Source organism: Mycobacterium simulans, assembly GCF_900232995.1.
Lineage (GTDB): Bacteria > Actinomycetota > Actinomycetes > Mycobacteriales > Mycobacteriaceae > Mycobacterium > Mycobacterium simulans.
In genome coordinates this window covers 1,568,908-1,595,348 of record NZ_OCVX01000003.1, presented here as the reverse complement: position 1 = coordinate 1,595,348, position 26,441 = coordinate 1,568,908, and the positions used below count along the sequence as shown (strand labels likewise).

Genomic DNA, 26,441 nt, shown 5'->3' with positions numbered 1-26,441 from the left:
GCGGGGCGGGCGGGAGCGGCGGGTCATCTAATTCGACCACCAATGGGGTCGGCGGCGCCGGCGGGGCCGGCGGCAACGCTGGCAGTCTCTACGGCAACGGTGGGGCGGGTGGAGCCGGCGGGTTCTCCCCCGGCGTCAATGCCGCGGCCAACGGAGGAGCAGGCGGAGACGGCGGTGACGGCGGGATGATCGGCAACGGCGGCGCCGGCGGCGCCGGCGGGGATGTTGTGCTGATCGGCGGCATGGGCACCGGCGGCAACGGTGGCAACGGCGGCAACGCACGGCTAATCGGCGACGGCGGCAACGGCGGCAACTCCGGCATTGGCCCGACGGCAGGCAACGCCGGATCCGGTGGCGCCGGCGGTCAGCTGCTCGGCCAGAACGGGATGAACGGGTTGCCGTAGCCGGCTACGCCGTATCGGCCGGCCCCGCCCGGGCAGCGGCCCGCGCCGTGCCGGAGAAGACCACAGCCACCTCGACGGTGACGACGACGTCAAGGGCGTCGACCCCGCATTGGGTGATGTTGACTCGCATCTTGCGTGCCACCAGCGTCGCCCTGGCGCAGGCCGCCGCAGTCCCGGACGGTAGCCGGGCGGCGGCGGCCAGCGCGGCCAGGTCGGCCGCCGACTGTGCGCGGTGGCGTGCCACCACGGCCGCGCCCAAATAGGCTCCGGCACCGGTGACACACAGCAGCAGCGCGACCATCGCAACAGCGACCACGGTCGCCGAGCCACGGTCATCGCGGCTCGGCGGCTGCGACCGCCCTGGCCGCAATGTCAAGGGTGGGCAACAGCTTTGAGCGTGCGCGGACCGTTGCGACCAGAAAATCACCGTCCCGCCGCACCTGCACCACCGCGCCATCCGGCGCGATGCGGCGGGCGACATCCACCGAACGGGCGTCACCGCGCGCGGCCAACCGGGCGGCCTCACGGGCCGCATCGACACAGCGCACCTGCATCGACACCGCGGTGATCCCGGCCAGGCCCAGCACCAGCACCGCCACCAGCGTGGCGATTGCCAGAGCCGCCTCAACCGTGCTCGAGCCGGCACTCGCAGCTAAACCTTGGTGGAAAGCGCGCGACCGATGATGTGGTTCAACGCGGAGACGACGGAATCGCCGGTGACGACGGTGTAGAGGATCGCACCGAAGGCCGCTGCCGCGATCGTCCCGATCGCGTATTCGACGGTAGACATCCCCGACTCGTCGGTCGCCAGCAGCGTCATGCGGGCCACGAATGCTTGAAACATGTTGATCACCAATACTTCCTCTCGTTTGTGGTCTCATAACAGCCCTGACTGAAAAACCTGCCCGGCCAGCCCTGCCACCACGGGCACGATGCCCAGGCAGAAGAACGCCGGCAAGAAGCACAGCCCTAACGGACCGGCGATAAGCACGCCGGCGCGCTCGGCGGCCGCGGCAGCCGCATGCGCGGCGTCGTTGCGAGATTGCCCGGCCAGTTCGATCACCCCGGCGGCCAGCGCCGCCCCCGAGGACGCCGACCGGCGCGCCAATCGCAGAAATGCATCGGCCTGCGAGTCCACCAAGCCGGCCGGCACGTCCGGCGGAGTCGACCACGCTAGGCCGGGATCGGCCCCCAGCGCCAGCAAGGCGGCGGCCGGGGATAAGACTCGGGCCAGCCGCGGCGGCGCGGACGGGGCGGTCGCGGCCGCGGCGGACGACACCGCCATACCCGCTGCCAGGCACACCGCGAGCACGTCCAGGCTGGAGGCAACCCCTAACGGATCGGGGCCATGCGCCTGCGACCGCCTCCCATGTCCGCGCGACGGCAGTCCGGCGCGTGCCCGTACCACCGACGGACCAGCACCGACCCACGAAGCCAGGGCCAGCAGCACCGCCGCGGCATTCACGACGCCACCCGATCGGTTATCCGGTCCGACCACAGCAGCCCGCCGCAGGCCAAAGCCAACCCGACCACCAGCAGCCAGCCACCGGCGTGCCCACTCAACAGGAAGCTCAGCGGCTGCGCCCCAATCAGTTGACCAAGCAGTACCCCGAGCAGCGGTAAGCCCGCCAGGATGGCCGCCGTGGCGCGGGCGCCCGCCATCCCCGATACCATCTTTGCCGAAAATCGTTGCCGCTCAGCGATATCGCGTTGCGCAGCCCGCATCAGAGTAGCTATCGCCAGACCGTGGTCATGGGCTAACTGCCAGCACACCGCGAGCCGTTCCCAGTACGCAGGCAGGGCTGACAATCGGGCGGCGATGCGCAGCCCGGCCGCCACGTCAGCGCCCAATCTTGCGCGCGCCGCGACCGCGCGCAACGCGGCCGAAACCGGGCCATCGGTCTCCTCGGCGGCGATGGCGAAGGCGCGCACTGGGTGAGCGCCCACGCGCAGTTCACCCACCAATACATCAAGTGCGGATTCCAGCGCCCTCCCCTCGGCCGCGCATCGCCTGCTGCGGCGACGACGACGGTAACGCAGGCTCGCCGTAGCACCGACCACCACGACAGCCAGGACCGTCGTCAACGGCAGCAACAGGACTGCGCCAATGCAAACGCATACACCAAGACAGGCAGCCCACCTGGCGCCAGGAACCGGCGGCGACCGGCGAACGCCGGGTGTGAGCCGCCGGCGCGGCGACGATGGCAAGACCAGAAGCGCAACCGACAACATCGGCGCGGCAAGTAGCGGGGCGTTCATGCCGGTATCCGAGTTTGCAACAGCTGCTTGAGATCCGCGGCGTAGTCGGTCATCCCGTGGTCGGCGTGCCATGCGGTGACCGCTTCGACCCGTCCACTATCGGCTTGGCGCAGCACAGCAATCTCGCCGAGCCGGCGCCGGCCGGCCCGGTCACGCGCGACATGCAGCAGCACTTGGACCGCCGCGGCGAGCTGACTGTGCAACGCCGCGCGGTCGAGGCCACCGAGTGCACCCAACGCCTCCAACCGGGCCGGAACCTCCGCCGGGTTGTTGGCATGCACGGTGCCCGCGCCGCCGTCGTGGCCGGTGTTCAGGGCCGCTAGCAGGTCCACAACTTCCGCTCCCCGGACCTCGCCGACCACGATGCGGTCGGGCCGCATCCGCAGCGCCTGCCGGACAAGTTGGCGCACCGTCACCTCGCCGACGCCTTCGACGTTGGCGCACCGCGCAATCAGCTTGACCACATGTGGATGCCGAGGCGCCAACTCGGCGGCATCCTCGACGCACACCATCCGCTCGGTGGGTGCGACGGCGCCCAACATCGCAGCCAGCAAGGTTGTCTTTCCCGCACCCGTACCGCCACAGACCAGGAAGGCCAGCCGAGCGGCGATGATGTCGGCGACCAGCTCGGCGGCCTGGGGTGCGATCGCGCCCGCCGCGGTGAGCGCCGCCAGATCCTGAGCGGCCGGCCGCAACACCCGCAACGACAAGCAGGTGCCCTCGGCTGCCACCGGCGGCAAGACGGCGTGCAGGCGCACCGCAAAACCTCCGGCACCGATCCCGGTCAGCTGCCCATCCACCCATGGTTGCGCGTCGTCGAGTCGGCGGCCCGCGGCCAGGGCCAGCCGTTGCGCCAACCGCCGCACAGCTGACTCGTCGGGGAACCGAATCTGGCTGCGTCGCAAACCGTTTCCATCGTCGACCCACACAGCGTCGGGTGCAGTGACCAGGACGTCGGTGGTGCCGTCCGCGCATAGCAGCGGTTCCAGGATGCCGGCACCGGTCAGTTCGGTCTGCAGCATTCGCAGATTTGCCAACACCTCGGTGTCACCGAGGATCCCGCCGGATTCGGCCCGGATCGCTGCGGCCACAACGTTGGGCCGCAGCGGGGCGGATTCGGTAGCGAGCCGCTCGCGGACGCGGTCGATCAGCGAGCCGGTCATGCGACCCTACCGGTCAGCACGCCAAGTACCCGGCGCGATGCTGCCGCCAGCGCGGATCGCCGTCGCAATCGCAGCCCACCGTGCTCAAGCTGCTCGGCGAGCCGTGGCTGGGCGCGCATTGACGCCAGCAGCGGTACCCCGGCGATTTCGGCCACCTCAGCCGCCCGCAAGCCCCCCGGTGATGGTCCCCGCACGACCAGCCCGAGGTTGGGATTGATCGCGGCCAGCACCGGAGCGATCGTCGCGCTGGCCGCGCACGCCCGCACATGACAGGGGCTAACCAGGACAACAAGATCGGCGCAGTCCAGCACGGCTTGGGTGGCATCGGTCAGCCGACGTGGAAGATCGCACACCACAGTGACTCCCCCGCGGCGGCCGGCCTCAACGACGGCGTCCACGGGACCGGCATCCAGTTCGTAACCGCGCCGGGTGCCCGACAGCAAGCTGATCCCCCGGTGGCGCGGCAGCGCCTCACGCACTGCCGACCACTTCAGCCGTCCACCCTGTAGCGGTAGGTCAGGCCAACGCAGACCGGGAGTTGTTTCGCCGCCCACCAGCAGATCGATGCCGCCGCCCCACGGATCGAGATCCACCAGCAACGCGTCGGTGGCGGTATGCGCCAAGGCAACCGCGAATAGCGAGGCCCCGGCACCACCGCATCCTCCGATAACGGCGACGACCTGGCCGTGCGGTCGGTCGTCGCGTGCCGACTCGGCGGCTTCGGCGAGTGCACCAACCAGCTCCTGCTCTTGCGCCGGCATCGTCAATACGTGCTGTGCGCCAACCGCGATGGCCGCGGCCCAGGTCGCCGTCCCGGCGTCGGTGCCAGTCAGCACACTGACATGGGTGCGCCTCGGTAGCGCGAGCTGCCCACACTGCCCCGCGGCCGCTTGGTCGAGCACCACAGCCGCAGCGGCGGTCCACGCCTTTCTGCTGACCGGATTCCTGCCGCCTACATGAACAACCCGGATACCGACGGCCGCGGCGACCCGGTCCAACTCGTCGCGCAACTCCGAATCGGTCAACATTGCCAACACGCCGGAGCCCGCGCGGCCGGTGCGACAAGTGCCCGGAGGCCCAGAAACGGTGGTCACGCGTCTAGCGTGCGGGGTCCGCGGGGTGGGACGACAGTCCCAAAGGGCGAATTGTGGAGAGAGACGCATCTGTGCACAATTGCCATTGCTGTCGCTTCGACCGTGCAAAAACAACAGGAGTCCCGCAACACACCGCGAGCCCCACTAAGCACCTGCGGCACGGGGCTTTATTTACCCCACAAAAGGGACGACCCCCGCCAGGGGGGGAGGAGGCGAGGGTCGTCGTGTATCAGCCCCGGGGGGTCGGGCTGATACACCCTCGGCTCAGGCCGAGTAATGCTTACTATACACATGACAGTCCGGACTCACGCAAGTATTGCCTTTAAGAAAAACTACAGCTTGAGCCGTGTAAATGTCGCCGACGAGGCGACCACATCGATGTCCCAGCGGCCATTTTGCGAACAAAGTAGCGGCCGTGTCAGACCTCCGACCTATGCTGGTTCGGTGACCGAATCCAACCCGGCCGCGCAGCAGCAAACGTCACCGCAAGCACCAGGAGAAGCCGTTCCGCACGCTCGAACCGCGGCATTCTTTGACCTGGACAAGACCATCGTCGCCAAGTCCAGCACCCTAGCGTTCAGCAAACCCTTCTTCGCTCAGGGACTGCTCAACCGACGCGCCGTGTTGAAATCCAGCTATGCCCAGTTCATCTTTCTGCTCTCCGGCGCTGATCATGACCAGATGGATCGGATGCGCACCCACTTGGCCAACATGTGCACCGGTTGGGACGTGGAGCAGGTGAAGTCGATCGTCAACGAGACACTCCACGACATCGTGACTCCGCACGTGTTCGCCGAAGCCGCAGACCTCATCGCAGGCCACAAGTTGTGCGGCCGCGACGTTGTCGTGGTCTCGGCCTCAGGTGAGGAGATCGTTGGCCCGATCGCCCGCGCACTGGGCGCCACCCATGCGATGGCGACCCGAATGGTCGTCGAGGACGGCAAATACACGGGGGAGGTCGCGTTCTACTGCTACGGCGAGGGCAAGGTCCAAGCGATCCGCGAGTTGGCGGCCCGCGAGGGCTACCCCCTGGAACACTGCTACGCCTACTCCGACTCGATCACGGACTTGCCGATGCTTGAAGCCGTCGGCCATCCCTCGGTGGTCAATCCCGATCGCGGGCTGCGAAGGGAAGCCATCGAACGGGGTTGGCCCATCTTGTCGTTCTCCCGGCCGGTGTCCCTGCGCGACCGCATTCCGGCACCCTCAGGCGCAGCGATCGCGACGACCGCCGCGGTAGGTATCAGCGCCTTGGCCGCCGGAGCGGTCGCATACGCACTGCTGCGCCGCTTCGCTTTCTAGCACTGGCGTCCCAACCTTCTCAAGTGTCACGACAGCAAACACGCTCGCACGCAATCCAAAGCCATTTCCAGAACATTCACGGAATTAGGCCTTGCTGTGCCTGGGGTCTAGTAGTACAAAGGAACCACGGAAGCCCGGTGAGGCCAAGGTCGATCCGGAAGAGAAGGTTCGTTCTCCCGACCCGGGCACCCAGCACGGTTTCTCGGCACCCACGCGGAGTCATAGCCGCGATAATGGCAGAAGTGTTGCGGGCCTGCGTAATTGCGAACAACGGATGACGTCGACGGCTCTTTGGGTGGGGCCGCAGTCGGAAGTATCGCAAACGCGCCGAGGCCACCCACGCAGCCCACAAATGCACGCTTGGTAACCGAGGACCGTGTTGGCGGGCGGCGATCTGAAAACCTTCGGATCGTCGCCCGCTTTACATTTCCGGACGATCCTTTTCGCGCGGCCGTCAGCTACCGACGAGGCCCTATCCGATCCGAGACTCGGCTATTGAAAGCGCCTCCTGCGCGCCGGCCTGCATCCCACGGCAACACAACACCAGCCAGGCCGCCACACCTGCAGGAGTGCCCTCAGCGAATCTTCGTGCGGCATCACGGTAATCGGCGGGTTGACGCATCCAACGAATCTCGGGCACACCCAGTCCATGTGGATCCAGACCGGTGGCGATGGAGACCAGGCGCGACACCGCGCGAGCCACCACACCGTCGGCAGTGCCAAACGGCTTCAACGTCAACAGTTCTCCGTGTGCAACCGCCGCAACTACTGGTGCCGACGCCTGGGTGCGGGCGGTCACAACATCTGCGAGCAACTCCAGCCGCGGCCCAACATCGGCATCGGCGCGCGGCCGCCCCAGCCGATCGTCATCGGCTAGATCGGCAGCCGCCAGCATATGCAGGCGGGCCAGTGCCTGCAGCGGCGCCCGCTGCCATACCCCGACCAACGGGCCACCGCCACCTTCTAGCGCTTGGGCCACCCGCAGCGCTCCGCCGAACACCGGATCACTGACTCCGCCATCCTGCAAAGCGGCCTCCGACAGGTCGTCCAATCGCACGGGACCGCCGTCGAGTACCGACGATGCCCGTGCCGCACGCAACGCCGCTTCGGCGGCCGTGACGGGCCAGCCCCGCAGGTTGGCCTTGTGTCGGTGAGCTCGGCCCAGCGCGTCGCGGGCCCGGTCGCTGGCCTCGGCGACACCGGGAAGGTCCATCAGCGGAGCCAGCGGGTCAGCCGTCACAAGTTGCCAACATAGCCCGGCGACGATGCGCGCCGCGAAGCGGCGCGAGAAGGAGGCGGGCAATGAGGCCTCAGCGGGACCCCGCCGACGCACCGGGGATGGCCTCCAGTAACTGTTGGGTGTACTCGTGACGGGGCCGAGTGAACACATCTTCGGTGGGCGCATGTTCTACCACCCGGCCGGCACGCATCACCAGAACATCGTCAGCGATCTGCCTGATCACCGCCAGGTCGTGGCTGATGAACACGTAGGTCAACCCCAGGGTGGCCTGCAGTTCGGCCAGCAGGTCCAAAATCTGTGCCTGCACCAAAACGTCGAGCGCCGAGACTGCCTCGTCACACACCAGCACGTCGGGCCGCAGCGCCAACGCCCGGGCGATCGCCACCCGTTGCCGCTGACCGCCCGACAGCTCGCGCGGCAGCCTGCCCAGAACCGACGTCGGTAACGCAACCTGCTCGACGAGCTCACGCACCGCCTGCCGGCGCTGGTTGCGGTCACCGACCCGGTGGATGCGCAACGGCTCCTCGATGGCGCGAAATACCGAGTACATGGGATCCAGGCTGCTGTAAGGGTTCTGAAACACCGGCTGCACGCGGCGGCGGAATGCCAACGTCATATCTCGGTCCAGTTTGTCGGTCCGCTGGCTGTCGAAAACCACTGTGCCCGAGGTCGGTTGCAACAGACCAAGAACCATTCGCGCGAGTGTCGACTTCCCCGAACCCGACTCCCCCACGATGGCCAGGGTGCTCGCTCGTCGCAACCGAAACGACACTTGGTCGACGGCGCGAAACTCCACCCGCCGCCATGGCACGCCGCGAGACTCCCGGTAAATCTTGGTCAGCTCGGAAACGACCAGGATGTCGTCATGCCCACCGGCGTGCTCGGCAGCCCGGGTCGCCACCCGCGAGCGGATCTGAGCCGCTCGCTTGTCGCGAGCGGTGAACGCCGGAGCCGCGGCTACCAGTCGCCGGGTGTACTCGTGCTGGGGATCACGCAGTATTGACTGCGCCGCACCGGATTCCACAACCGCTCCGCGATGGAGGACCACCACAGCTTCCGCACGTTCGGCAGCCAGCGCCAAATCGTGAGTGATCAACAGCAAGGCACTCCCCAGTTCATCGGTGAGCCGCTGCAGATGATCGAGGACCTGACGCTGCACCGTCACGTCCAGCGCCGACGTCGGCTCATCCGCGATCAGCAGCCGCGGCCTGCCCGCCAACCCGATGGCGATCAACGCCCGCTGACACATGCCACCGGACAACTGGTGTGGATAGCGGCCCGATTGCTTCGCCGAATCCGGCATACCTGCCTCGGCCAATAGCTGTATGGCCCTCCGCCGCGCACTGCGGCCATCGGTGCCCCACGGTCGCGACCCGTCCCCCGCAAGCGGGCGGTGCCCCCAGCGCCAGGCTTCGCCGCGCTTGCGATCGCTCCTGTTGGCCCGCAATGCTTCCCGGATTTGAAAGCCGACCGTCCATACCGGGTTGAGGTTGGCCATCGGATCCTGCGGCACATACCCGATCTCACGGCCTCTGATAGACCGGAGGACACGCTGGTCGGCCTTCCGATCAGCTGAAGCGATGTCACGCCCGTCGAAAGTGATGCGGCCGGCCGTAATTCGTCCGCCGGGCGAAAGCAGGCCCAGAATCGCCGCAGCCGTTGTGGACTTCCCCGATCCCGATTCGCCCACCACAGCAACGGTCTGACCACGCCTCACTGTCAGATCCACTCCGCGAACGACGGGCTCGTCGGCGCCGAACCGAACTTCCAGGCCCTCGACCGATAACAGCGGCAATTCCAATGGTCCGGTGCGGCTCATGCTCGCCACGCCCGTGAGCCAGGGTCCAATGCGTCGCGCAGCGCGTCACCCATCATCATGAAAGCCAGCACCGTAATTGCCAGCGCCCCAGCGGGATAGAACAGTATCGTCGAGCCCGCGCGCAGGCGGGTCTGCGCCACATTGATGTCGCCACCCCAGGACACCACTGACGTCGGCAGCCCGACCCCGAGGTAGGACAACGTCGCCTCGGTGACGATAAAGATACCCAGGGCAAGGGTCGCGACCGCGACCACCGGCCCAAGGGCGTTGGGCACGGCATGACGCAGCAGGATCCGAAACCTGCTCAACCCCAGCGCTTTAGCTGCCAGAACATAATCACTGGCCCGCACCTCGAGGACCGAACTGCGGGCGATCCTGGCCACTTGCGGCCATCCGAACAGAGCCAGAATGGCAATCACCGTCCAAACCGTGCGGTGATGCAAGACCTGCATGAGCACGATCGCCGCCAACAACAACGGTAAACCGAAGAACACGTCGGCAATACGCGAAACTAGAGCGTCGACCCAGCCGCCGTAGAAGCCTGCCAGCGCCCCCATGGCCCCTCCGACGACGAAGGCGACCAGCGTGGCTCCCAGCCCAACCGTGACCGAGGCCCGCGCGCCGTAGACGGTGCGCGCGTAGATGTCGTGGCCCTGCAGGTCGGTTCCGAACCAGTGCGCCGCCGACGGCGCAAGCATGCTCTGGCTGGGATCTGCATAGGTTGGATCGGCCGCGGTGAACAACGCCGGAAAAGCCGCAACCACAAGAATGAACACAATCATGACGGCCGCGACGACGAACTTGGGTCGTCGGCGCAGTCCGCGCCAAGTCTCGCCCCAAAAACCGCTGTGCTCAGCCATATCGGATCCGGGGGTCCAGGGCCGCGTAAAGCAGATCCACCAACAGATTGGTGATCAGATAAATCAGCACCAGCACCGTCACGATCGACACCACCGTCGGCGCCTCCTGCCGGGTGACCGCTTGATACAGCACACCGCCGACGCCGTGGATGTTGAAGATGCCTTCGGTCACAATGGCTCCGCCCATCAGCGCCCCGAGATCAGCGCCCAAGAAGGTCACCACCGGGATCAGCGAGTTACGCAAGATGTGCACCGTCACCACCCGCGGCCGAGACAACCCCTTGGCGGTGGCGGTGCGGACGTAATCGGCGTGCGCGTTGGCGGCCACTGCCGAGCGGGTCAACCGCACCACGTACGCGAATGACACCGCGCCCAAAACGATCCCGGGTAGCAATAGTCGGGCGAAGGTCGCTCGCCCGCCCACTGTGACCGGCGCGAGTCCCAGCCGAACTCCGAAGATGAATTGCGCCAGAAATCCCAGCACGAAGATGGGCACCGCGATAATGATGAGTCCTGTGACCAGCACGGTGGCATCAAAAACGCCGTGTGTGCGCAGACCGGCGATCACGCCGAAGCCGATCCCCAGTATCGCCTCGACCGCAAGAGCGATCAGCGCGAGCCTGATGGTGACCGGAAATGCATGTGCTAGAACGGCACTGACCGGGAGCCCGGAATAGGCACGACCCAGGTCGCCGTGCAGTAAGCCGCCAAGATAGCGCAGGTACTGCAGCAGGAACGGGTCGTCGAGGTGGTACTGGGCACGCAGCTGGGCGGCCACTGCGGGACTCAGCGGGCGGTCGCCGGCCAGCGCGGCAATCGGGTCTCCGGGCAACAGAAAGACCATGCCATAAATCAGCAGCGTAGCTCCGAAGAATACGGGCACCATCACGGCGATCCGGCGAACCACGTACCAAACCATCTCAGCCCTTGACGATGTTCTCGTAGTCGGGCAGGCCGTTCCAGGTGACGGTGACGTTGCTGACCTCGCTCGACCAGCCAACTACGCTGATGTAGTCCCACAACGGCACGACTGGCATGTCGTGCAACAGGATTCGCTGTGCGACGTTGACTAGCGCATCGGCCTCTCGCAGATTGGGCGCCGCCTCGGCAGTAGCCAGCGCCGCGTCGAACTCACGACTCGAATAGCCGACGTCGTTGGATCCCGCTCCGGTGGAATATAGCGGCGCCAGGAATTCGATCATCGATGGGTAGTCGCCCTGCCATCCGGAGCGGAATGCGGTGTCGATGGTGCGGTTAGTGATCTGAGTGCGCAAGCTGGCGAAGGTCGGCTGCGGCGCACCACTCGCGTCGATTCCCAAGACGTTCTTGATGCTGTTGGCCACCGCATCCACCCACTCCTGATGACCGCTGTCGGCGTTGTAGGCGATCGCGTATCGGCCGCTCCATGGCGAAATAGCGTTCGCTTGCGCCCAAAGTTGGCGGGCGCGTTCGGGATTGAAGTCCAATGCATCGTTGCCTGGTAGGTTCGGGTCGAATCCCGGCAACGACCGGGCGGTGAAATCGCGTGCAGGACTGCGAGTTCCGGCGAATATCTGCTGGCAGATCTGCGAGCGGTTGATGGCAGCCGACAGCGCCAACCGGCGCAGCCGGCCCTCCTCGCCGCCGAAATGCGGCAGCCGCAGTGGGGTGTCGAGCGACTGGTTCATCGCTGCGGGCCCGCTGGTGGCGTTGTCGCCCAGGTCGCGGCGATAGATCGTCAACGCGCTCGATGGAATCGTGTCCAGCACATCGAGATTGCCGGATAGCAGGTCGGAATAGGCGGTGTCGAGATTGCCGTAGAACTCGAACCGCAGGCCTTTGTTGTGGGGTTTTCGATTGCCATGGTAATCGGGGTTGGGCACCAGATCGATCTTGACGTTGTGCTCCCAGGCCGGCCCATCGGCGCCATCTTCGAGCTTATAGGGCCCGTTGCCAATCGGGTGACGGCCAAACCCCGCCATGTCCCGAAACGCCGTGTCCGGCAGTGGATAGAACGCGGTGAAGCCCAAGCGCTGCGTGAAGTCGATGGTCGGAGCCTTGAGTCGCACGGTGAACTCGAGATCATTTACCACTTGGAGTCCGGACATGGTGGTCCGCTTTCCGTTGGGCGGGCCGGCGACCTCAGCAACGTCTTCATAGCCCGCGATCGGGCTGAAGAAATGCTGCTGCAGCTGAGCATTGGAGCTCAGCGCCCCGTAATTCCACGCGTCAACGAAGGAGTGGGCCGTCACCGCCGAGCCGTCGGTGAACTTCCAGCCCGGTTTGAGGGTGATTCGGTAGTTGACGTTGTCGACTGTCTCGATCGACCGAGCGACCTCCAAGGAGGGTTTGCCCGCGGCGTCGTAGGACATCAGGCCGGCGAAGAGGCGGTCGATGATCCGGGCGCCATTGCTGTCGTTGGTGCCGGTGGGGATCAACGGGTTGGGCGGCTCCCCGCCGTTGACGACCACCGCATCCGGGCTCAGCACACCGCCGCCACAGCCGGCGACCGGCACGACCGCCAGCAGTCCGACGACAACGGCGGCCAGCGTGGCCCAGATCCGGCGCATGAAAGCGACCCTAGAGCTTCCCGTCGCCTCGCACCGCTAGGCTCTCAACACGTGACCGACGACATTACTGAAAGCCCGTCGGCCTATCCACCGCCGGAGCGCTTCGCCAATCATGCGAACGCTCGCGCCGAGCTGTATCGCGAAGCCGAGGAAGACCGGCTGGCATTTTGGGCCAAGCAGGCCAACCGGCTGTCCTGGGCTACACCGTTCACCGAGGTTCTGGACTGGTCGGACGCCCCGTTCGCCAAGTGGTTCGTCGGCGGCAAGCTCAACGTCGCCTACAACTGCGTGGATCGCCACGTCGAGGCAGGCCACGGCGATCGGGTCGCGATCCACTGGGAAGGCGAACCCGCCGACCACCGCCGCACCCTGACCTATGCCGATCTGCAAGAACAGGTGTGCAAAGCGGCCAACGCGTTGACCGACCTCGGTCTGGTGGCAGGCGACCGAGTCGCGATCTACCTGCCGTTGATCCCCGAGGCCGTGATCGCGATGCTGGCCTGCGCGCGGCTGGGAATCATGCACAGTGTCGTCTTCGGGGGCTTCGCGGCGCACGCGCTGCAGACACGTATCGCCGACGCCCAAGCAAAACTCCTGATCACCAGCGACGGACAATTCCGCCGCGGCAAGCCGGTTCCGCTGAAGGATGCCGCCGACGAGGCAGTCGCCGACCCAGACAGCCCGATCGAGCACGTCCTGGTGGTGCGGCGCACCGGAATTGACGTGTCCTGGAACGACGACCGCGACCTGTGGTGGCACGATGTTGTCGACCCGGCCGCACCCGAACACACCCCCGAATCGTTCGACGCCGAGCACCCGTTGTTCCTGCTGTACACATCGGGAACTACCGGCAAGCCCAAGGGCATCGTGCACACCAGCGGCGGCTATCTCACCCAGTGCTGCTATACGGTCCACACCATTTTCGACGCCAAACCCGACAGCGACGTGTTCTGGTGCACTGCCGATATCGGCTGGGTCACCGGGCACACCTACGGCGTATACGGTCCGCTGGCCAACGGGATCACCGAGGTTCTCTATGAGGGCACACCCAACACACCCGATGAACACCGGCATTTCCAGATCATCGAAAGATACGGCGTCACAATCTATTACACTGCCCCCACCCTCATTCGCACGTTCATGAAGTGGGGCCGCGAGATTCCGGACGCGCACGACCTGTCCACCCTGCGGCTACTGGGGTCGGTGGGCGAACCGATCAACCCGGAGGCGTGGCGCTGGTACCGCGAAGTCATTGGCGCGGACCGTGTTCCGGTGGTGGACACCTGGTGGCAGACCGAGACGGGCTCGGCGATGATCTCGCCGTTGCCCGGAGTCGCTGCGGCCAAACCAGGTTCGGCAATGGCGGCACTGCCGGGAATCTCCGCCAAAATCGTCGACGACCACGGCGACCCGCTGGATCCCGGCGGCGACAAAGACGTCAGCGGATATCTGGTCCTCGACAAGCCGTGGCCCTCGATGCTGCGCGGCATTTGGGGTGATCCCGAACGGTACCGGGACACCTACTGGTCCAAATTCGCCGACAAGGGCTTCTACTTCGCCGGCGACGGCGCCCGTTTCGACCCCGACGGCGCGATCTGGGTATTGGGCCGCATCGACGACGTGATGAACGTGTCGGGGCACCGCATTTCCACGGCCGAGGTGGAATCGGCACTCGTCGGCCACGGCGGGGTGGCCGAGGCCGCGGTGGTCGGAGTTCATGACGACACCACCACACAGGCCATCTGCGCGTTTGTCGTGCTATGCGCCAATTACGAGGCGAACGACAAGACCGTCGACGAACTGCGCACCCAGGTTGCCCGGGAGATCTCCCCGATCGCCCGGCCGCGTGAGGTCCACGTCGTGCCGGAGCTGCCCAAGACCCGAAGCGGCAAGATCATGCGCCGGCTATTGCGCGACATCGCCGAAAACCGCGATCTCGGCGACACGTCGACACTGCTCGATCCTAATGTGTTCGACGCGATCCGGGCGGCGAAGTAGCCCGCGCTTCCGAGCGTCACGCCAGCGTGGCTACTGGCGTCGAGGGTCACACCGGCGTGACGCTCAGCGCGGCGGAGCCGGGCGCAGCGGGTCGCCGCCGACCAGCTACGTCCCCACCGGGACGAATCCCGAACCAGGCCGGTTCTTTTCGTTGATGTCGGCCAGGTCCGCATTGAACGACATCACCACCGCCGGGGTGTGCAGCGGGATGTACTTGGTGACGCACGTGGGCAGGTTTTCGCTGAACGCGCCGTGAATCATCCCGACCAGCAGATTGTCAACCGTCACCGGCGCGCCGGAGTCTCCCGGTCCGCCGCAGACCTGCATCAGGATGGTGCCCGGATCCTGTCCCGGTCCCCAGGTGACGCCGCACGAGTTGCCCGTGGTGCGACCCTGCTTACACGCGATCTGCCCGAAAGTCGGTTCCGGGCCGATGCCGTTGATCGCAAACCCGTTGAAGTTGGCCACCGGAGTCACCTTGGCCGGATCGAACTTGATCACCGCGTAGTCGAGGGCGTCATTGCCGGCAACCATCGTGCCTACCGTGGGATTGTTCCCCGGCCCCTCGGCGGCGACGGGTGCGCCCGGTCCCCCGCAGTGCGCGGAGGTGAAGCCGATGAGATCGCCGAACTTGTCATGGCCGATGGCGGTCAGCGTGCATAGCGTTCCCCCATTGACCACGATGCCGGCACCGCCGCCCAACGGGACCTTGTCGTCGGCAGCCGCGGTATTCGCGGGCAGGGATACCAGTGCCCAGAGCACGGCAACGATCGCCGTACAGCTGCGGAGCGCCGTCTGCAAAGTGGTACCCCCGTCGAGTGGTCGGACAGCGTAGGACAGCTGCGCCAGTCTAAATGATCATCGCTCAAGGTCGGTTGCGCGTGAAATGGCCGCGAGCGTCAATTTGCGGACGGCCTGCACGGGTTCGGGTGGCCTCGAACCGCATGGCAACATAAACCGCGGCGACTGCGAACCGCGGCCAGTTGAACCGAGAGGACCGTCTGTGAGCAAACCTGATCGCAACAGCGGTGTGCCCAGCACGCTGACCACGATTCCGCTGGCCGACCCACACGCCGGGCCTGCTGAGCCGTCGATCGGTGACCTGATCAAAGACGCCACAACTCAAATGTCGACGCTGGTGCGAGCCGAGGTTGAACTGGCCCGCGCCGAGATTACGCGTGATGTCAAGAAGGGTCTAACCGGCAGCGTTTTCTTCATCTCCGCGCTGGTGATCCTGTTCTACTCGACGTTCTTTTTCTTCTTTTTCCTCGCCGAGCTGCTGGACACCTGGATCTGGCGCTGGGTGGCGTTCCTCATCGTGTTCGCGATCATGGTGGTGGTCACCCTGGTGCTGGCCCTGTTTGGCTTCTTGAAGGTCCGCCGGATCCGTGGACCACGGCAGACCATCGAATCGGTCAAGGAGACGCGCGAAGCGCTCACCCCAGGCCATGACAAGTCAGGGCACCCGAAGGCGATCGCGTCAGACGGCAAGCCGCCCACCGACCCCTCGGGTTGGTAAATGCCAGCACCAGATCCGTCGGTGACGCGGATCGACGGGCCGTGGCGCCATCTGGACGTGCACGCCAACGGCATCCGGTTCCACGTCGTTGAGGCTGTCACTGACGATGCCCCGCCGCCCGCGACCCGGCCGCTGGTCATCCTGTTGCACGGTTTCGGCTCGTTCTGGTGGTCGTGGCGTCATCAGCTGCGCGGACTTACCGGGGCGCGAGTGGTCGCGGTCGACCTGCGCGGTTATGGCGGCAGCGACAAACCGCCCCGCGGCTACGACGGCTGGACCCTATCCGGCGACACCGCCGGACTCATTCGTGCGCTCGGCCACTCGTCGGCGACGTTGGTCGGCCACGCCGACGGCGGACTGGCTTGTTGGACGACCGCGCTGCTGCATTCCCGGCTGGTGCGCGCCATTGCCCTGATCAGCTCACCGCACCCCGCCGCGCTACGCCGAACCACGCTACTGCGGCGAGATCAGGGCCGGGCATTGCTGCCAACCCTGCTGCGCTACCAGGTTCCCATCTGGCCGGAACGCTTGCTGACCCGACACAACGCCGACGAGATCGAGCGCCTCGTCGGTAGCCGTAGCTGCGCCAAATGGGTTGCTTCCGAAGACTTCTCGCAGAGCATCCGCTATCTGCGGCAGGCCATCCAGATCCCGGGGGCCGCGCACTGCGCGCTGGAGTACCAGCGCTGGGCGGTGCGCAGCCAGCTACGCGGCGAAGGCCGGCGATTCATGCGATCGATGATTCAGCAGCTTGGCATCCCGCTGCTACACCTACGCGGTGACCTCGATCCCTACGTACTGGCTGCGGCGGTCGAGCGCACCCAGCGTTACGCACCGCACGGACGTTACATATCCATTGCCGGCGCAGGACATTCCAGCCATGGGGGGGCGCCCGACGCCGTCAATCGGCATCTGATCCGGTTTCTCGAGCAGGTGCACGGATCCCGGCTCAGCTGACGCGGGCGCCGGTGCCCCCCTGCTGGGTCGCGCCGATCTTGGCAAGCTGGCCCGCCACTTCGGTGGCCGTCAGCACGAAGCCGGTGTCGGGGTCATCGACCGCCGCGCCGAACACCACCCCGAGCACCTGACCGTTGAGATCGATCAACGGTCCACCCGAATCACCTTGTTCCACATTGGCTCTGATGGTGTAGACGTCGCGGGTGACCGGCTGCGGACTCCGGTAGATGTCGGGGCCGCTGAGCCTGATGGCCTCACGAATCCTGGCCGGGGTCGCGGTGAAGTTACCGCCACCGGGATAGCCCATCACCACCACACTGGTGCCCGTTTTCGCCTCGGTTTCGGCGAACGTCAGCGGCGGTGGCGGCAAGTTGGGGACATCCAGGATCGCGATGTCGACCGACGGGTCGTAGGACACCACGGTCGCGTCGAAGGGTTTGCCGCTGGCGTATATGGAGACGCTGTTGGATCCGGCCACCACGTGCGCGTTCGTCATCACTCGATCCGGCGCGATCACAAACCCGCTGCCCTCCAACACCTTCTGGCAACTGGGTGCCAGGCTGCGGACCTTGACGACACTGGGCGCGGTCGCCAGCACCACCGGGTTATTCGCCAACTCCGGGTCCGGTGAGGCGACCGGGATGACCGGGGTGCGGCTGAACGGCTCTAGAACGGCCGGCAGGCCGGATGTGTTCAGCAGCGCCGACAACCGCTTGGGCACCGACTTCAACCAGGTAGGCGCGACCTCGTTGACTTGAGCGAGCACCCGCGAACCGCGGACGGCGGCCGCCAGCTCGGGCTGGTCCTTCGACTGCGTCAGCGGTGTCGCTAGCAGCCAGGCAGCGGTCAGCACCACGACGAGCTGCACTCCCACCCCGATGACCGAGTCGATCACCCGGACCGGCTGGTTGCGGATCGCGCCGCGCACGGCCCGTCCCAGCACCACACCGGCGACCTCACCGACGACGACCAGCGCCAGGATCAGGAAGAGCGCGGTGAACAGTTTGGCTCGGGGTGCGGCGATGTGGCTGACGATGTGCGGCGCCAGCAGCACGCCGGCTATCGCGCCCAGCAGCACCCCTGCAAACGACAGCGTCGAGCCCAATGCGCCCGAACGCCAGCCAGATACGGCCGCGATGAAGGCGACTGCCAAGACCGCGATATCCAGCCACTGCGACGGGGTCATCGAATTCATCGCAACCCACCACCTTCGCCGACCAGCACCATCGCGTCGTCCAGCTCACGGACATCGCTGGTGTCCCAGTGTTGGGCCCAGCCGGCGACGTCGAGCACCGCAGAAATCACCTGGCCAGTGAATCCCCACACCAGCATCTGGTTCAACAGAAACGCCGGACCGGCCCAGCGGCGACTCAGACTGCGGCGGTACACCATCAGCCGGTTGGCCGGATTGATGAAGGCACGCACCGGCACCCGCGTCACGATCGCCGTTTCAGCCTCGTTGACGACGTGCACCGGCCCGGGATCCGGCGAATACGCCAGCACGGGCACGACGTGGAACCGGGAGGGCGCGATGAACGTCCGCTCCATGGTGGCTAGCGGATGAAGCCTCCCGACGTCGACGCCGGTCTCCTCGTGCGCTTCCCGCAGGGCGGTGGCCACGGGCCCGTCGTCCGTGGGATCGGAGGTGCCGCCGGGGAACGCGGCCTGGCCAGCGTGATGACGCAAGGTCGAGGCCCGCACTGTCAGCAGCAGGTCGGCATCGTCGGGCAGACCGCCGTCGGCCGGCCCGTCCATCGGTCCCGAGAACAGCACCAGAACAGCAGCGTCGCGGCCGTCGCGGCTCGACGAGGCTGTTGCTCGCGCAGCAGTCACCATGGCCAGCACGTCGGCGGGCAAACGACGCCGAAACGCGTCGGGTATCTGATCGACGTTGTCGACAAGCGGGCGCAACCACGACGGGCCGAGCTCAGGGGTCAAGGCAACCGCAGCACTCACCGGCGCCTCCTTCGAATCGCCCGCCTTCTCCTCGGGCCGCTGCCCGGCCCGCATCGTCGCCGAGCGGCCTTCGAATCGCCCGGCTCACCCCGCCTCGTTCCCAACCGAAGCCGCGATCTCGTCGGCGCTGCCGAAGGCCCGCGTCAGGGTCTGGGCCACGCTACCGTCCGGCCGCAGCACCACCGTTGCGGGCATCACATTTGCCACCCGCAGCGCCGCCGCTACCCTACGACGGCCGTCCTGCAGCGTCGGCAGCCGAACGCCCAGATCGGCCAACCGCAGCAGGGCGGCGGTCTCGTTCTCGTCCTGATGCACAGTCACCACCATCACGTCGGACCCGACCCGTCGTTGATACTCGGCCATCGCCGGCAGTTCGGCCGTGCACGGCGCGCACCAATATGCCCACATGTTGATGACCACCCGGCGTCCGGCCAGCGCCCGCGCGACGTCCACCGACGAGCCGTCCGCCGCGCATTCCACCACCACATCCCGCAGCGCTGCCGTGCCAGCGCCGCTTCCTGCACCAGGGCAGGGCGGCAGGTTCGCGCGCAGTCGCGGTCCGGCCAGCGCTGCCGGGGTATCGGCATCGCGGTGTTCACGTGCGGCAGGTGCCTGGTTGATCGCGCTGGGAGCGGAGCTATCTCGCAGCTGGGCCACCAGCGCCACGATCAGCGCGGCCACCACGGCCAGGATCGCGATGGTCCAGCGGGTCTTCTGGGTCAACCGCGATATCACAGCCCAGCCAGAGCCAGCAGGTGCTCAGTTTCTGGGCCCTGAACCAGCGGCGCCGCAAGCAGTGGTTCGGTGGGACCGAGCCCGTACGAGGGGCAGTCTTTGGCGAGGACGCACACCCCGCACGCCGGTTTGCGGGAGTGGCACACTCGGCGGCCGTGAAAGATCACGCGATGGCTAAGCAAGGTCCACTCCTTGCGCTCGATGAGCTCGCCGACCGCGTGCTCCACCTTGACCGGGTCCTCCTCGGCGGTCCAGCGCCACCGCCGCACCAACCGTCCGAAATGGGTGTCGACGGTGATGCCGGGGATATTGAAGGCATTTCCCAGAATGACGTTGGCCGTCTTGCGTCCCACCCCAGGCAGCGTGACCAGCTCACCCATGGTGGCGGGCACCTCGCCGTCGAACCTCTCGACGAGGGCCTGCCCGAGGCCGATGAGCGCCGTCGCCTTGTTGCGGTAGAAGCCAGTGGGGCGGATGAGACCTTCGAGCTCAGTGCGGTCCGCTTGCGCGTAATCCAGCGCCGTTTTGTATCGCGCGAATAATGCCGGCGTTGTCAAGTTCACGCGTTTGTCGGTGCTCTGCGCGGAAAGGATGGTGGCCACCGCGAGCTCGAGTGGCGTGGTGAAATCGAGCTCGCAGTACACATGCGGGAATGCCTGTGCCAGCGCACGATTCATCCGGCGCGCCCGTCGCACCAGGCCGGTTCGAGTTTCTGTGGCCCAGCGGCCGGCGATATCGAGTCCGGATGTGGCTGACCTTGCCTTTGAGCTCCTGGACGACTTGGCCGCTGTCACCTACGACAGAGTACTGATTTCGTGATCTGTCTGAGACCTTAACCATGTTTACTCTCCTTGTGTCATGGTTGCTGGTGGCCTGCATTCCGGGGCTGCTGATGCTGGCGACGCTCGGGCTCGGGCGGCTGGAAAAGGCGCTCGCCCACGACACGGTCACGGCGCGCGACGTCGCCGAGTTTTTGGAGCAGGCCGAGGCCGTGGATGTGCATACGCTGGCGAGGGAAGGGATGCCGGAGGCGATGGATTACCTGCATCGGCGGCAGGCCTTGGGCTTGGCGGCGGCCCCAGCTCCCAAAACCCTCACCGGGGGGCGACATCGTGCCGAGGCCGTCTTCGCCGGTGACCATTCCCGGAGCAATCCGCAGTTGACGGTGACTCGACACGTTAATCGTGTGTAGCGTTGGCAGGTCGGACCGTTTGGCCTACCTTTAGACTCGTGTCGGTCTTTAGGGGTTCTACCCGTATCAATTCGTTGGAAGGCTGAAGAAGCAACGTGGACGAGATCCTGGCGAGGGCAGGAATCTTCCAAGGGGTTGAGCCCGCCGCAGTCGCCGCCCTGACGAAACAACTGCAGCCGGTCGACTTCCCCCGCGGACATATGGTTTTCGCTGAGGGTGAGCCGGGCGATCGGCTGTACATCATCGTCGCGGGAAAGGTCAAGATCGGTCGCCGCTCACCGGACGGCCGGGAAAATCTGCTGACCATCATGGGTCCGTCGGACATGTTCGGCGAGTTGTCGATCTTCGACCCGGGGCCGCGGACTTCCAGCGCGACGACGATAACCGAGGTGCGGGCGGTGTCGATGGACCGCGACGCGCTGCGGGCATGGATCGCAAATCGCCCTGAAATCGCCGAGCAGCTATTGCGGGTACTCGCTCGCCGGCTGCGTCGCACCAACAACAATTTGGCCGACCTGATCTTCACCGACGTACCGGGCCGGGTGGCCAAACAGCTGCTGCAGCTCGCCCAGCGATTCGGCACCCAGGAGGGTGGCGCGATGCGGGTCACCCACGACCTGACTCAGGAGGAGATCGCCCAGCTAGTCGGCGCTTCTCGGGAGACCGTGAATAAGGCGCTCGCCGATTTCGCCCACCGCGGCTGGATTCGTCTGGAGGGCAAGAGCGTGCTGATCTCCGACTCCGAACGCCTAGCCCGCCGAGCGAGGTAGCTTTCACCGCCGAGCAGACGCAAAATCGCCTCGACACGCCGAGTTTGAGGCGATTTTGTGTCTGCTCGCCCTGGTTAGGTGCGCAGGTAGTTCAGCTGCACCTGCACCGACCACTCGGCCGCATCCCAGAGCTTCTCGTCGACGTCGACATAGACGTGTTCGACGATCTGGCGGGCCGTGGCTTCCTCGCCGAGGTCCCGCAGCGCTGAGCGCACCTGCTCCAGCCGCTCATGTCGATGCGCCAGGTACCCCGATGCGACGGCGCCCAGATCCGGCAGGTCCGGCCCGTGCCCAGGCAACACCGTCCGATTGCCGAGGCCACGCAGCCGCTGCAGTGACTCCAGGTAGTCGCTTAGGCTGCCGTCTTCCTTGTCCATGACGGTGGTGCCGCGCCCCAGCACGCTATCCGCCGTCAACACGGCGTCGTCGAGGACGAACGACAGCGAGTCGGCGGTGTGGCCGGGTGTCGCCATCACTTTGATCTTCAGGCCGGCAGCATCGATCATCTCGCCATCGACCAGTTCACCCCCGAGGCCCCGCAAGAACCCGCTGCCCGCCGAGCGCACGGTCGCCCCGGTCAGCTCGACCAGCTTGTCGATGCCGTCGGTGTGGTCGCCGTGGCGGTGGCTGATCAACACCAGCGCGATCCGGCCCAACGCGGCAACGCGCTCGATGTGCTCGTTGTCTGGCCCAGGATCGACGATGACGAACTCATCACTGCGCGGACCGCGCAATACCCAGGTATTGGTGCCCTCCAACGTCAGCAGGCCAGGATTGTCGGCCAACAGGACAGAGGCGGTACCGGTGACCTGCCGCAACTGGCCGTATGCGGGATGGGTCAGTGACTCGGCTGTCGCGGCTGTCTCAGACATCGGCCGTTAGCCGACCTCCACGATTAGCTCGACTTCCACCGGAGCGTCCAGCGGTAGCTCGGATACACCGACGGCCGAACGCGCATGCGCGCCCTGGTCGCCGAAGATCTCGCTCAGCAGGTCGGAGGCCCCGTTGACGACGCTGGGCTGACCGTTGAAACCCGGTGCGGAGGCGACAAACCCAACAACCTTGACCACTCGGGTCACCGCGTCCAGACCCACCACCGAATCCACCGCAGCCAGCGCGTTGAGCGCGCAGAGCCGCGCGAGAGCCTTGCCCTCCTCGGGGTTGACGTCGGCACCGACCTTGCCGGTCCGGACCAGCTTTCCGGCCTCGAACGGCAGTTGGCCGGCGGTGTAGACCAGGTTGCCGGTGCGAACCGCCGGAACGTAAGCCGCCAGCGGCGCCGTCACCTGCGGAAGTGCCACGCCGAGCTGGCCAAGCCGGGCCTTCCACGATCCCGCGCTCATCGACCCTCCTACTTCGGGCGCTTCAGGTAAGCGACGTGCTGCTCGCCGGTGGGCCCGGGCAGCACCGCCACAAGCTCCCAGCCATCGGCACCCCATTGGTCGAGGATCTGTTTGGTGGCGTGGGTGAGCAGCGGAACGGTGGCGTACTCCCATGCGGTCGGTTGGGTCATGACGCGAAGCTTATCCGCCGGGATTGACCACCTCCGGCCAGGTCGGCAGCCGGGAAAGGTAGTAGGGCTAGCATGCGATGGTGGCAAACACTTCGAGCGGCGGTAGTGCCGTCGGCTGGCCATCGCGCTTATCGAAGGCCCGCTTGCATTTTGTGACGGGCAAAGGCGGTACCGGAAAGTCGACAATTGCGGCCGCGCTGGCGCTGACCCTGGCAGCGGGGGGCCGCAAAGTTCTATTGGTGGAAGTCGAAGGGCGCCAAGGGATTGCGCAACTCTTTGACGTCCCGCCGCTGCCCTACCAGGAGCTCAAGATCGCCACCGCGGAGCGCGGCGGCCAGGTCAACGCGCTGGCAATCGACATCGAGGCCGCGTTCCTGGAATACCTCGACATGTTCTACAACCTGGGCATCGCGGGCCGGGCAATGCGCCGCATCGGTGCGATCGAGTTCGCGACGACGATCGCGCCCGGTCTGCGCGACGTCTTGCTCACCGGAAAGATCAAGGAGACGGTGATACGCCTGAACAAGGGGACCAAAAACCCCGTATACGACGCGATCGTCGTCGATGCGCCACCAACCGGCCGAATCGCACGCTTCCTGGACGTCACTAAGGCCGTGTCCGATCTGGCCAAAGGGGGGCCGGTGCATTCGCAGGCCGAGGGCGTGGTCAAGTTGCTGCACTCCGACCAGACCGCAATTCACCTGGTGACTCTGCTGGAAGCGCTGCCGGTACAGGAAACCCTGGAAGCCATCGAGGAGCTTGCCGACATGGAACTGCCGATCGGCAGCGTAATTGTGAACCGCAATATCCCGGCCTATCTAGACCCGGATGACCTGGCAAAAGCCGCGGAAGGCGATGTCGACGCGGACTCGGTGCGGGCCGGTTTGGCCACGGCAGGGATCAAGCTCTCCGACGCCGACTTCGCCGGTCTGCTCACTGAGACCATCGAGCATGCCACCCGAATCGCCGCGCGCGCCGAGACCGCGCAACAACTCGACGCCCTACACGTGCCGCGGCTGGAGTTGCCGACGATCTCTGACGGCGTCGACCTTGGCAGCCTCTACGAGCTCTCGGAATCGCTTGCGCATCAGGGGGTTCGGTGAGCGTTACACCGAAACCCCTCGATATGGCCGCAATCTTGGCCGACACATCCAACCGAGTTGTGGTGTGCTGCGGCGCGGGCGGCGTCGGCAAGACAACCACCGCGGCGGCGATGGCGTTGCGTGCCGCTGAATACGGCCGAACCGTCGTTGTTTTGACCATCGATCCGGCTAAGCGGCTGGCGCAAGCGTTGGGTATCAACGACCTTGGCAACACACCGCAACGCGTTCCGCTCGCACCAGAAGTCCCTGGCGAGCTACACGCGATGATGCTCGACATGCGGCGCACATTCGACGAAATGGTGATCCAATACTCCGGATCCGAACGGGCACAAGCGATTTTGGATAACCAGTTTTATCAGACCGTCGCCACATCACTAGCCGGAACGCAAGAGTACATGGCCATGGAGAAGCTGGGCCAGTTGCTGGCCCAAGACCGCTGGGACCTGGTGGTAGTGGACACTCCGCCGTCACGCAACGCGCTGGACTTCTTGGACGCACCAAAACGCCTGGGCAGCTTTATGGATAGCCGGCTATGGAGGTTGCTACTGGCGCCTGGCCGCGGTATCGGGCGGTTGGTAACCGGCGCAATGGGATTGGCGATGAGGGCACTATCGACAATTCTCGGTTCACAGATGCTGGCCGACGCGGCGGCGTTCGTGCAGTCGCTGGACGCCACCTTCGGCGGCTTCCGCGAGAAGGCCGACCGCACCTATGCGCTATTGAAGCGGCGCGGCACTCAGTTCGTGGTGGTGTCGGCAGCCGAGCCCGATGCACTGCGTGAGGCGTCCTTCTTCGTCGACCGGCTATCGCAGGAAGCAATGCCGCTTGCGGGGCTGGTCTTGAACCGCACCCACCCGACGTTGTGCGCATTGCCGGTCGAGCGGGCCATCGATGCCACCGAAATGTTGGAGACCGAGGGCGCCGGCTCGGAGGCCGCGGCGCTGACGGCAGCCGTGTTGAGGATTCATGCCGACCGTGGGCTAATGGCCAAGCGCGAGGTCCGGTTACTGTCTCGCTTCACGGGAGCCAACCCCCATGTGCCAGTCATCGGGGTGCCGTCGCTGCCGTTTGACGTTTCCGATCTGGAGGCGCTGCGCGCGCTCGCCGACCAGATTGCTCCCGTCGGCGACGATGCGGGCCGAGCAGCGGCCCGCTGAGGAGCCGACGAATCAGACCCCGTCGGCGACGATGCGGGCCGAGCAGCGGCCCGCTGAGGAGCCGACGAATCAGACCCCGTCGGCGACGATGCGGGCCGAGCAGCGGCCCGCTGAGGAGCCGACGAATCAGACCCAAGCCGGCGACGATGCGGGCCGGGCAGCGGTCGGTCAATCTACCTGCGTTCGTCGACCAAAAGTGCAGCGCATCGGCCGATTAGGAACTAAAGTATTGAACACATGCCAGCCCCCGTTGGGGGCAAGCCAATTAGAGCTTGCGTGCGACCGGTAGATGTAACAGAAATGTAATGACGAAGACGCCGATCGGACACCTCTCAGCTAACCAGATGGCGTAGCGAAAACTCGCGCAGAATCAGCCGGCGGTACCGGTGCGGCGCTTGCGCTTTTCGAAGTAGTCCGACCACGAGACCACCTCTGGGTGCTGCTTGAGGAGGGCCCTACGCTGACGCTCGGTCATACCGCCCCACACGCCGAATTCCACCTTGTTGTCAAGAGCGTCCGCCCCGCATTCCTGCATCACCGGGCAGTGACGGCAGATTACCGCGGCCTTGCGTTGTGCAGCTCCCCGCACAAAGAGTTCGTCTGGGTCCGTGGCCCGGCACAATGCCTTCGACACCCACGCGATGCGCTCTTCGGCGTCGACACTGCGGAGAACGTTTTGTGCGGCCACAAGGTTCGTCCTTCGAGCGGCCGGACGTGTTCCTGACACGAGCTGATCCCTTCCTCCCGGTCGCCCTTGCGACCGCCCTCCTCAACTTCCAGCCGATGTTGCGATCGTCGCCACACTATGCACATCGCTGTTACCTGAGTCTCACTGCCTATACAAGTTAGGT

The 26,441-nt window shown here is 65.9% G+C and carries 28 protein-coding genes and 2 pseudogenes; 9 read left to right on the top strand and 21 right to left on the bottom strand.

Annotated elements, in window-relative coordinates; genetic code table 11:
- Positions 1–404 (top strand): annotated as a pseudogene (locus MSIMFI_RS08050) (hypothetical protein); the annotation flags it as partial.
- 4 nt (positions 405–408) lie between these two features.
- Here the strand turns inward: MSIMFI_RS08050 and MSIMFI_RS08045 are convergent.
- From MSIMFI_RS08045 to ssd, 7 genes and pseudogenes are all read right to left on the bottom strand, one after another.
- On the bottom strand, positions 409–705 hold the full coding sequence (locus tag MSIMFI_RS08045) for an Rv3654c family TadE-like protein (RefSeq protein ID WP_318187404.1): 297 nt from the start codon (positions 703–705) through the stop codon (positions 409–411).
- Positions 675–1,021 (bottom strand): annotated as a pseudogene (locus MSIMFI_RS27940) (TadE family type IV pilus minor pilin); the annotation flags it as partial. The gene MSIMFI_RS08045 and the pseudogene MSIMFI_RS27940, both read right to left, overlap by 31 nt.
- Before the next feature lie 35 nt (positions 1,022–1,056).
- Entirely contained in the window at positions 1,057–1,248 is a 192-nt protein-coding gene (locus tag MSIMFI_RS08040) for a DUF4244 domain-containing protein (protein ID WP_186246021.1), read from the bottom strand.
- 33 nt (positions 1,249–1,281) lie between these two features.
- The gene (locus MSIMFI_RS08035) at positions 1,282–1,869 is read right to left on the bottom strand and encodes a type II secretion system F family protein (protein WP_191496812.1); all 588 of its coding nucleotides are present in this window, start codon (positions 1,867–1,869) and stop codon (positions 1,282–1,284) included.
- On the bottom strand, positions 1,866–2,663 hold the full coding sequence (locus tag MSIMFI_RS08030) for a type II secretion system F family protein (protein WP_191496811.1): 798 nt from the start codon (positions 2,661–2,663) through the stop codon (positions 1,866–1,868). Before MSIMFI_RS08030 ends, MSIMFI_RS08035 begins: the two co-directional genes overlap by 4 nt.
- On the bottom strand, positions 2,660–3,826 hold the full coding sequence (locus MSIMFI_RS08025; protein ID WP_191496810.1) for a TadA family conjugal transfer-associated ATPase: 1,167 nt from the start codon (positions 3,824–3,826) through the stop codon (positions 2,660–2,662). Before MSIMFI_RS08025 ends, MSIMFI_RS08030 begins: the two co-directional genes overlap by 4 nt.
- Positions 3,823–4,854: a septum site-determining protein Ssd gene (gene ssd / locus MSIMFI_RS08020; RefSeq protein ID WP_186246022.1), complete on the bottom strand. Its 1,032-nt coding sequence runs from the start codon at positions 4,852–4,854 to the stop codon at positions 3,823–3,825. Before ssd ends, MSIMFI_RS08025 begins: the two co-directional genes overlap by 4 nt.
- Positions 4,855–5,364: 510 nt before the next feature.
- Here ssd and MSIMFI_RS08015 point away from each other — a divergent pair.
- A complete protein-coding gene (locus MSIMFI_RS08015; protein ID WP_186245096.1) occupies positions 5,365–6,222 on the top strand; it encodes an HAD-IB family hydrolase in 858 nt (285 codons plus the stop codon).
- Between the two features lie 472 nt (positions 6,223–6,694).
- On the opposite strand, the gene MSIMFI_RS08010 is transcribed toward MSIMFI_RS08015, so the two are convergent.
- The 5 genes from MSIMFI_RS08010 to MSIMFI_RS07990 form a co-directional block, all read right to left on the bottom strand.
- Positions 6,695–7,462 carry an oxidoreductase gene (locus MSIMFI_RS08010; protein WP_191496809.1) on the bottom strand — a complete coding sequence of 256 codons (768 nt, stop codon included), beginning with the start codon at positions 7,460–7,462 and terminating at the stop codon, positions 6,695–6,697.
- 70 nt (positions 7,463–7,532) lie between these two features.
- Positions 7,533–9,281, bottom strand: coding sequence for a dipeptide ABC transporter ATP-binding protein (locus MSIMFI_RS08005; protein ID WP_191496808.1), 1,749 nt, complete (start codon positions 9,279–9,281; stop codon positions 7,533–7,535).
- On the bottom strand, positions 9,278–10,141 hold the full coding sequence (locus MSIMFI_RS08000; RefSeq protein WP_186245098.1) for an ABC transporter permease: 864 nt from the start codon (positions 10,139–10,141) through the stop codon (positions 9,278–9,280). The genes MSIMFI_RS08005 and MSIMFI_RS08000 overlap by 4 nt, the downstream gene beginning before the upstream one ends.
- On the bottom strand, positions 10,134–11,060 hold the full coding sequence (locus MSIMFI_RS07995) for an ABC transporter permease (protein ID WP_186245099.1): 927 nt from the start codon (positions 11,058–11,060) through the stop codon (positions 10,134–10,136). The genes MSIMFI_RS08000 and MSIMFI_RS07995 overlap by 8 nt, the downstream gene beginning before the upstream one ends.
- Before the next feature lies 1 nt (position 11,061).
- Positions 11,062–12,690 carry a peptide ABC transporter substrate-binding protein gene (locus tag MSIMFI_RS07990; protein ID WP_191496807.1) on the bottom strand — a complete coding sequence of 543 codons (1,629 nt, stop codon included), beginning with the start codon at positions 12,688–12,690 and terminating at the stop codon, positions 11,062–11,064.
- Positions 12,691–12,741: 51 nt separating this feature from the next.
- Here MSIMFI_RS07990 and acs point away from each other — a divergent pair, with 51 nt between their 5' ends.
- Entirely contained in the window at positions 12,742–14,688 is a 1,947-nt protein-coding gene (gene acs / locus MSIMFI_RS07985) for an acetate--CoA ligase (protein ID WP_191496806.1), read from the top strand.
- Positions 14,689–14,793: 105 nt separating this feature from the next.
- Here acs and MSIMFI_RS07980 read toward each other — a convergent pair whose 3' ends face one another.
- The gene (locus MSIMFI_RS07980) at positions 14,794–15,489 is read right to left on the bottom strand and encodes a S1 family peptidase (RefSeq protein WP_186245102.1); all 696 of its coding nucleotides are present in this window, start codon (positions 15,487–15,489) and stop codon (positions 14,794–14,796) included.
- A gap of 202 nt (positions 15,490–15,691) precedes the next feature.
- Between MSIMFI_RS07980 and MSIMFI_RS07975 the strand changes: the two genes are divergently transcribed.
- Together MSIMFI_RS07975 and MSIMFI_RS07970 are read left to right on the top strand one after the other, a co-directional pair.
- Positions 15,692–16,207, top strand: coding sequence for a phage holin family protein (locus MSIMFI_RS07975; RefSeq protein WP_186245103.1), 516 nt, complete (start codon positions 15,692–15,694; stop codon positions 16,205–16,207).
- Complete coding sequence (locus MSIMFI_RS07970; protein ID WP_191496805.1) at positions 16,208–17,164, top strand: alpha/beta fold hydrolase; 957 nt, start codon at positions 16,208–16,210, stop codon at positions 17,162–17,164.
- Here the strand turns inward: MSIMFI_RS07970 and marP are convergent.
- Genes marP through nth form a run of 4 tightly spaced genes read right to left on the bottom strand, consistent with a single transcriptional unit; the run spans position 17,157 to position 20,589 of the window.
- A complete protein-coding gene (gene marP, locus MSIMFI_RS07965; RefSeq protein ID WP_191498079.1) occupies positions 17,157–18,350 on the bottom strand; it encodes an acid resistance serine protease MarP in 1,194 nt (397 codons plus the stop codon). The genes MSIMFI_RS07970 and marP overlap by 8 nt on opposite strands.
- Before the next feature lie 5 nt (positions 18,351–18,355).
- Positions 18,356–19,174 (bottom strand): NUDIX hydrolase, encoded by an 819-nt coding sequence (locus MSIMFI_RS07960; protein ID WP_191496804.1) that lies wholly within the window; start codon positions 19,172–19,174, stop codon positions 18,356–18,358.
- Positions 19,175–19,204: 30 nt separating this feature from the next.
- Positions 19,205–19,852, bottom strand: coding sequence for a TlpA family protein disulfide reductase (locus tag MSIMFI_RS07955; protein WP_191498078.1), 648 nt, complete (start codon positions 19,850–19,852; stop codon positions 19,205–19,207).
- Positions 19,852–20,589, bottom strand: a complete 738-nt coding sequence (nth, locus tag MSIMFI_RS07950) for an endonuclease III (protein WP_186246025.1) — start codon at positions 20,587–20,589, stop codon at positions 19,852–19,854. The genes MSIMFI_RS07955 and nth overlap by 1 nt, the downstream gene beginning before the upstream one ends.
- Before the next feature lie 104 nt (positions 20,590–20,693).
- On the opposite strand from nth, the gene MSIMFI_RS07945 reads away from it, so the two are divergent.
- Together MSIMFI_RS07945 and crp are read left to right on the top strand one after the other, a co-directional pair.
- Positions 20,694–21,047 carry a hypothetical protein gene (locus tag MSIMFI_RS07945; RefSeq protein WP_186245107.1) on the top strand — a complete coding sequence of 118 codons (354 nt, stop codon included), beginning with the start codon at positions 20,694–20,696 and terminating at the stop codon, positions 21,045–21,047.
- 95 nt (positions 21,048–21,142) lie between these two features.
- Positions 21,143–21,817 carry a cAMP-activated global transcriptional regulator CRP gene (crp, locus tag MSIMFI_RS07940; protein ID WP_186245109.1) on the top strand — a complete coding sequence of 225 codons (675 nt, stop codon included), beginning with the start codon at positions 21,143–21,145 and terminating at the stop codon, positions 21,815–21,817.
- A 74-nt stretch (positions 21,818–21,891) separates the two neighbouring features.
- Here the strand turns inward: crp and MSIMFI_RS07935 are convergent, their stop codons facing one another.
- Genes MSIMFI_RS07935 through MSIMFI_RS07925 form a run of 3 tightly spaced genes read right to left on the bottom strand, consistent with a single transcriptional unit; the run spans position 21,892 to position 23,330 of the window.
- Positions 21,892–22,689, bottom strand: a complete 798-nt coding sequence (locus MSIMFI_RS07935) for an MBL fold metallo-hydrolase (protein WP_191496803.1) — start codon at positions 22,687–22,689, stop codon at positions 21,892–21,894.
- A gap of 6 nt (positions 22,690–22,695) precedes the next feature.
- Positions 22,696–23,160: a RidA family protein gene (locus MSIMFI_RS07930; RefSeq protein WP_191496802.1), complete on the bottom strand. Its 465-nt coding sequence runs from the start codon at positions 23,158–23,160 to the stop codon at positions 22,696–22,698.
- 8 nt (positions 23,161–23,168) lie between these two features.
- A complete protein-coding gene (locus MSIMFI_RS07925; RefSeq protein ID WP_003419736.1) occupies positions 23,169–23,330 on the bottom strand; it encodes a DUF4177 domain-containing protein in 162 nt (53 codons plus the stop codon).
- Between the two features lie 77 nt (positions 23,331–23,407).
- Here MSIMFI_RS07925 and MSIMFI_RS07920 point away from each other — a divergent pair, with 77 nt between their 5' ends.
- Both MSIMFI_RS07920 and MSIMFI_RS07915 read left to right on the top strand, forming a co-directional pair.
- On the top strand, positions 23,408–24,433 hold the full coding sequence (locus tag MSIMFI_RS07920) for an ArsA family ATPase (protein WP_191496801.1): 1,026 nt from the start codon (positions 23,408–23,410) through the stop codon (positions 24,431–24,433).
- Positions 24,430–25,590 carry an ArsA family ATPase gene (locus MSIMFI_RS07915; protein WP_191496800.1) on the top strand — a complete coding sequence of 387 codons (1,161 nt, stop codon included), beginning with the start codon at positions 24,430–24,432 and terminating at the stop codon, positions 25,588–25,590. Before MSIMFI_RS07920 ends, MSIMFI_RS07915 begins: the two co-directional genes overlap by 4 nt.
- Positions 25,591–25,960: 370 nt before the next feature.
- Here the strand turns inward: MSIMFI_RS07915 and whiB4 are convergent, their stop codons facing one another.
- Complete coding sequence (gene whiB4 / locus MSIMFI_RS07910) at positions 25,961–26,317, bottom strand: transcriptional regulator WhiB4 (RefSeq protein WP_085251790.1); 357 nt, start codon at positions 26,315–26,317, stop codon at positions 25,961–25,963.
- Between the last annotated feature and the right edge of the window lie 124 nt (positions 26,318–26,441).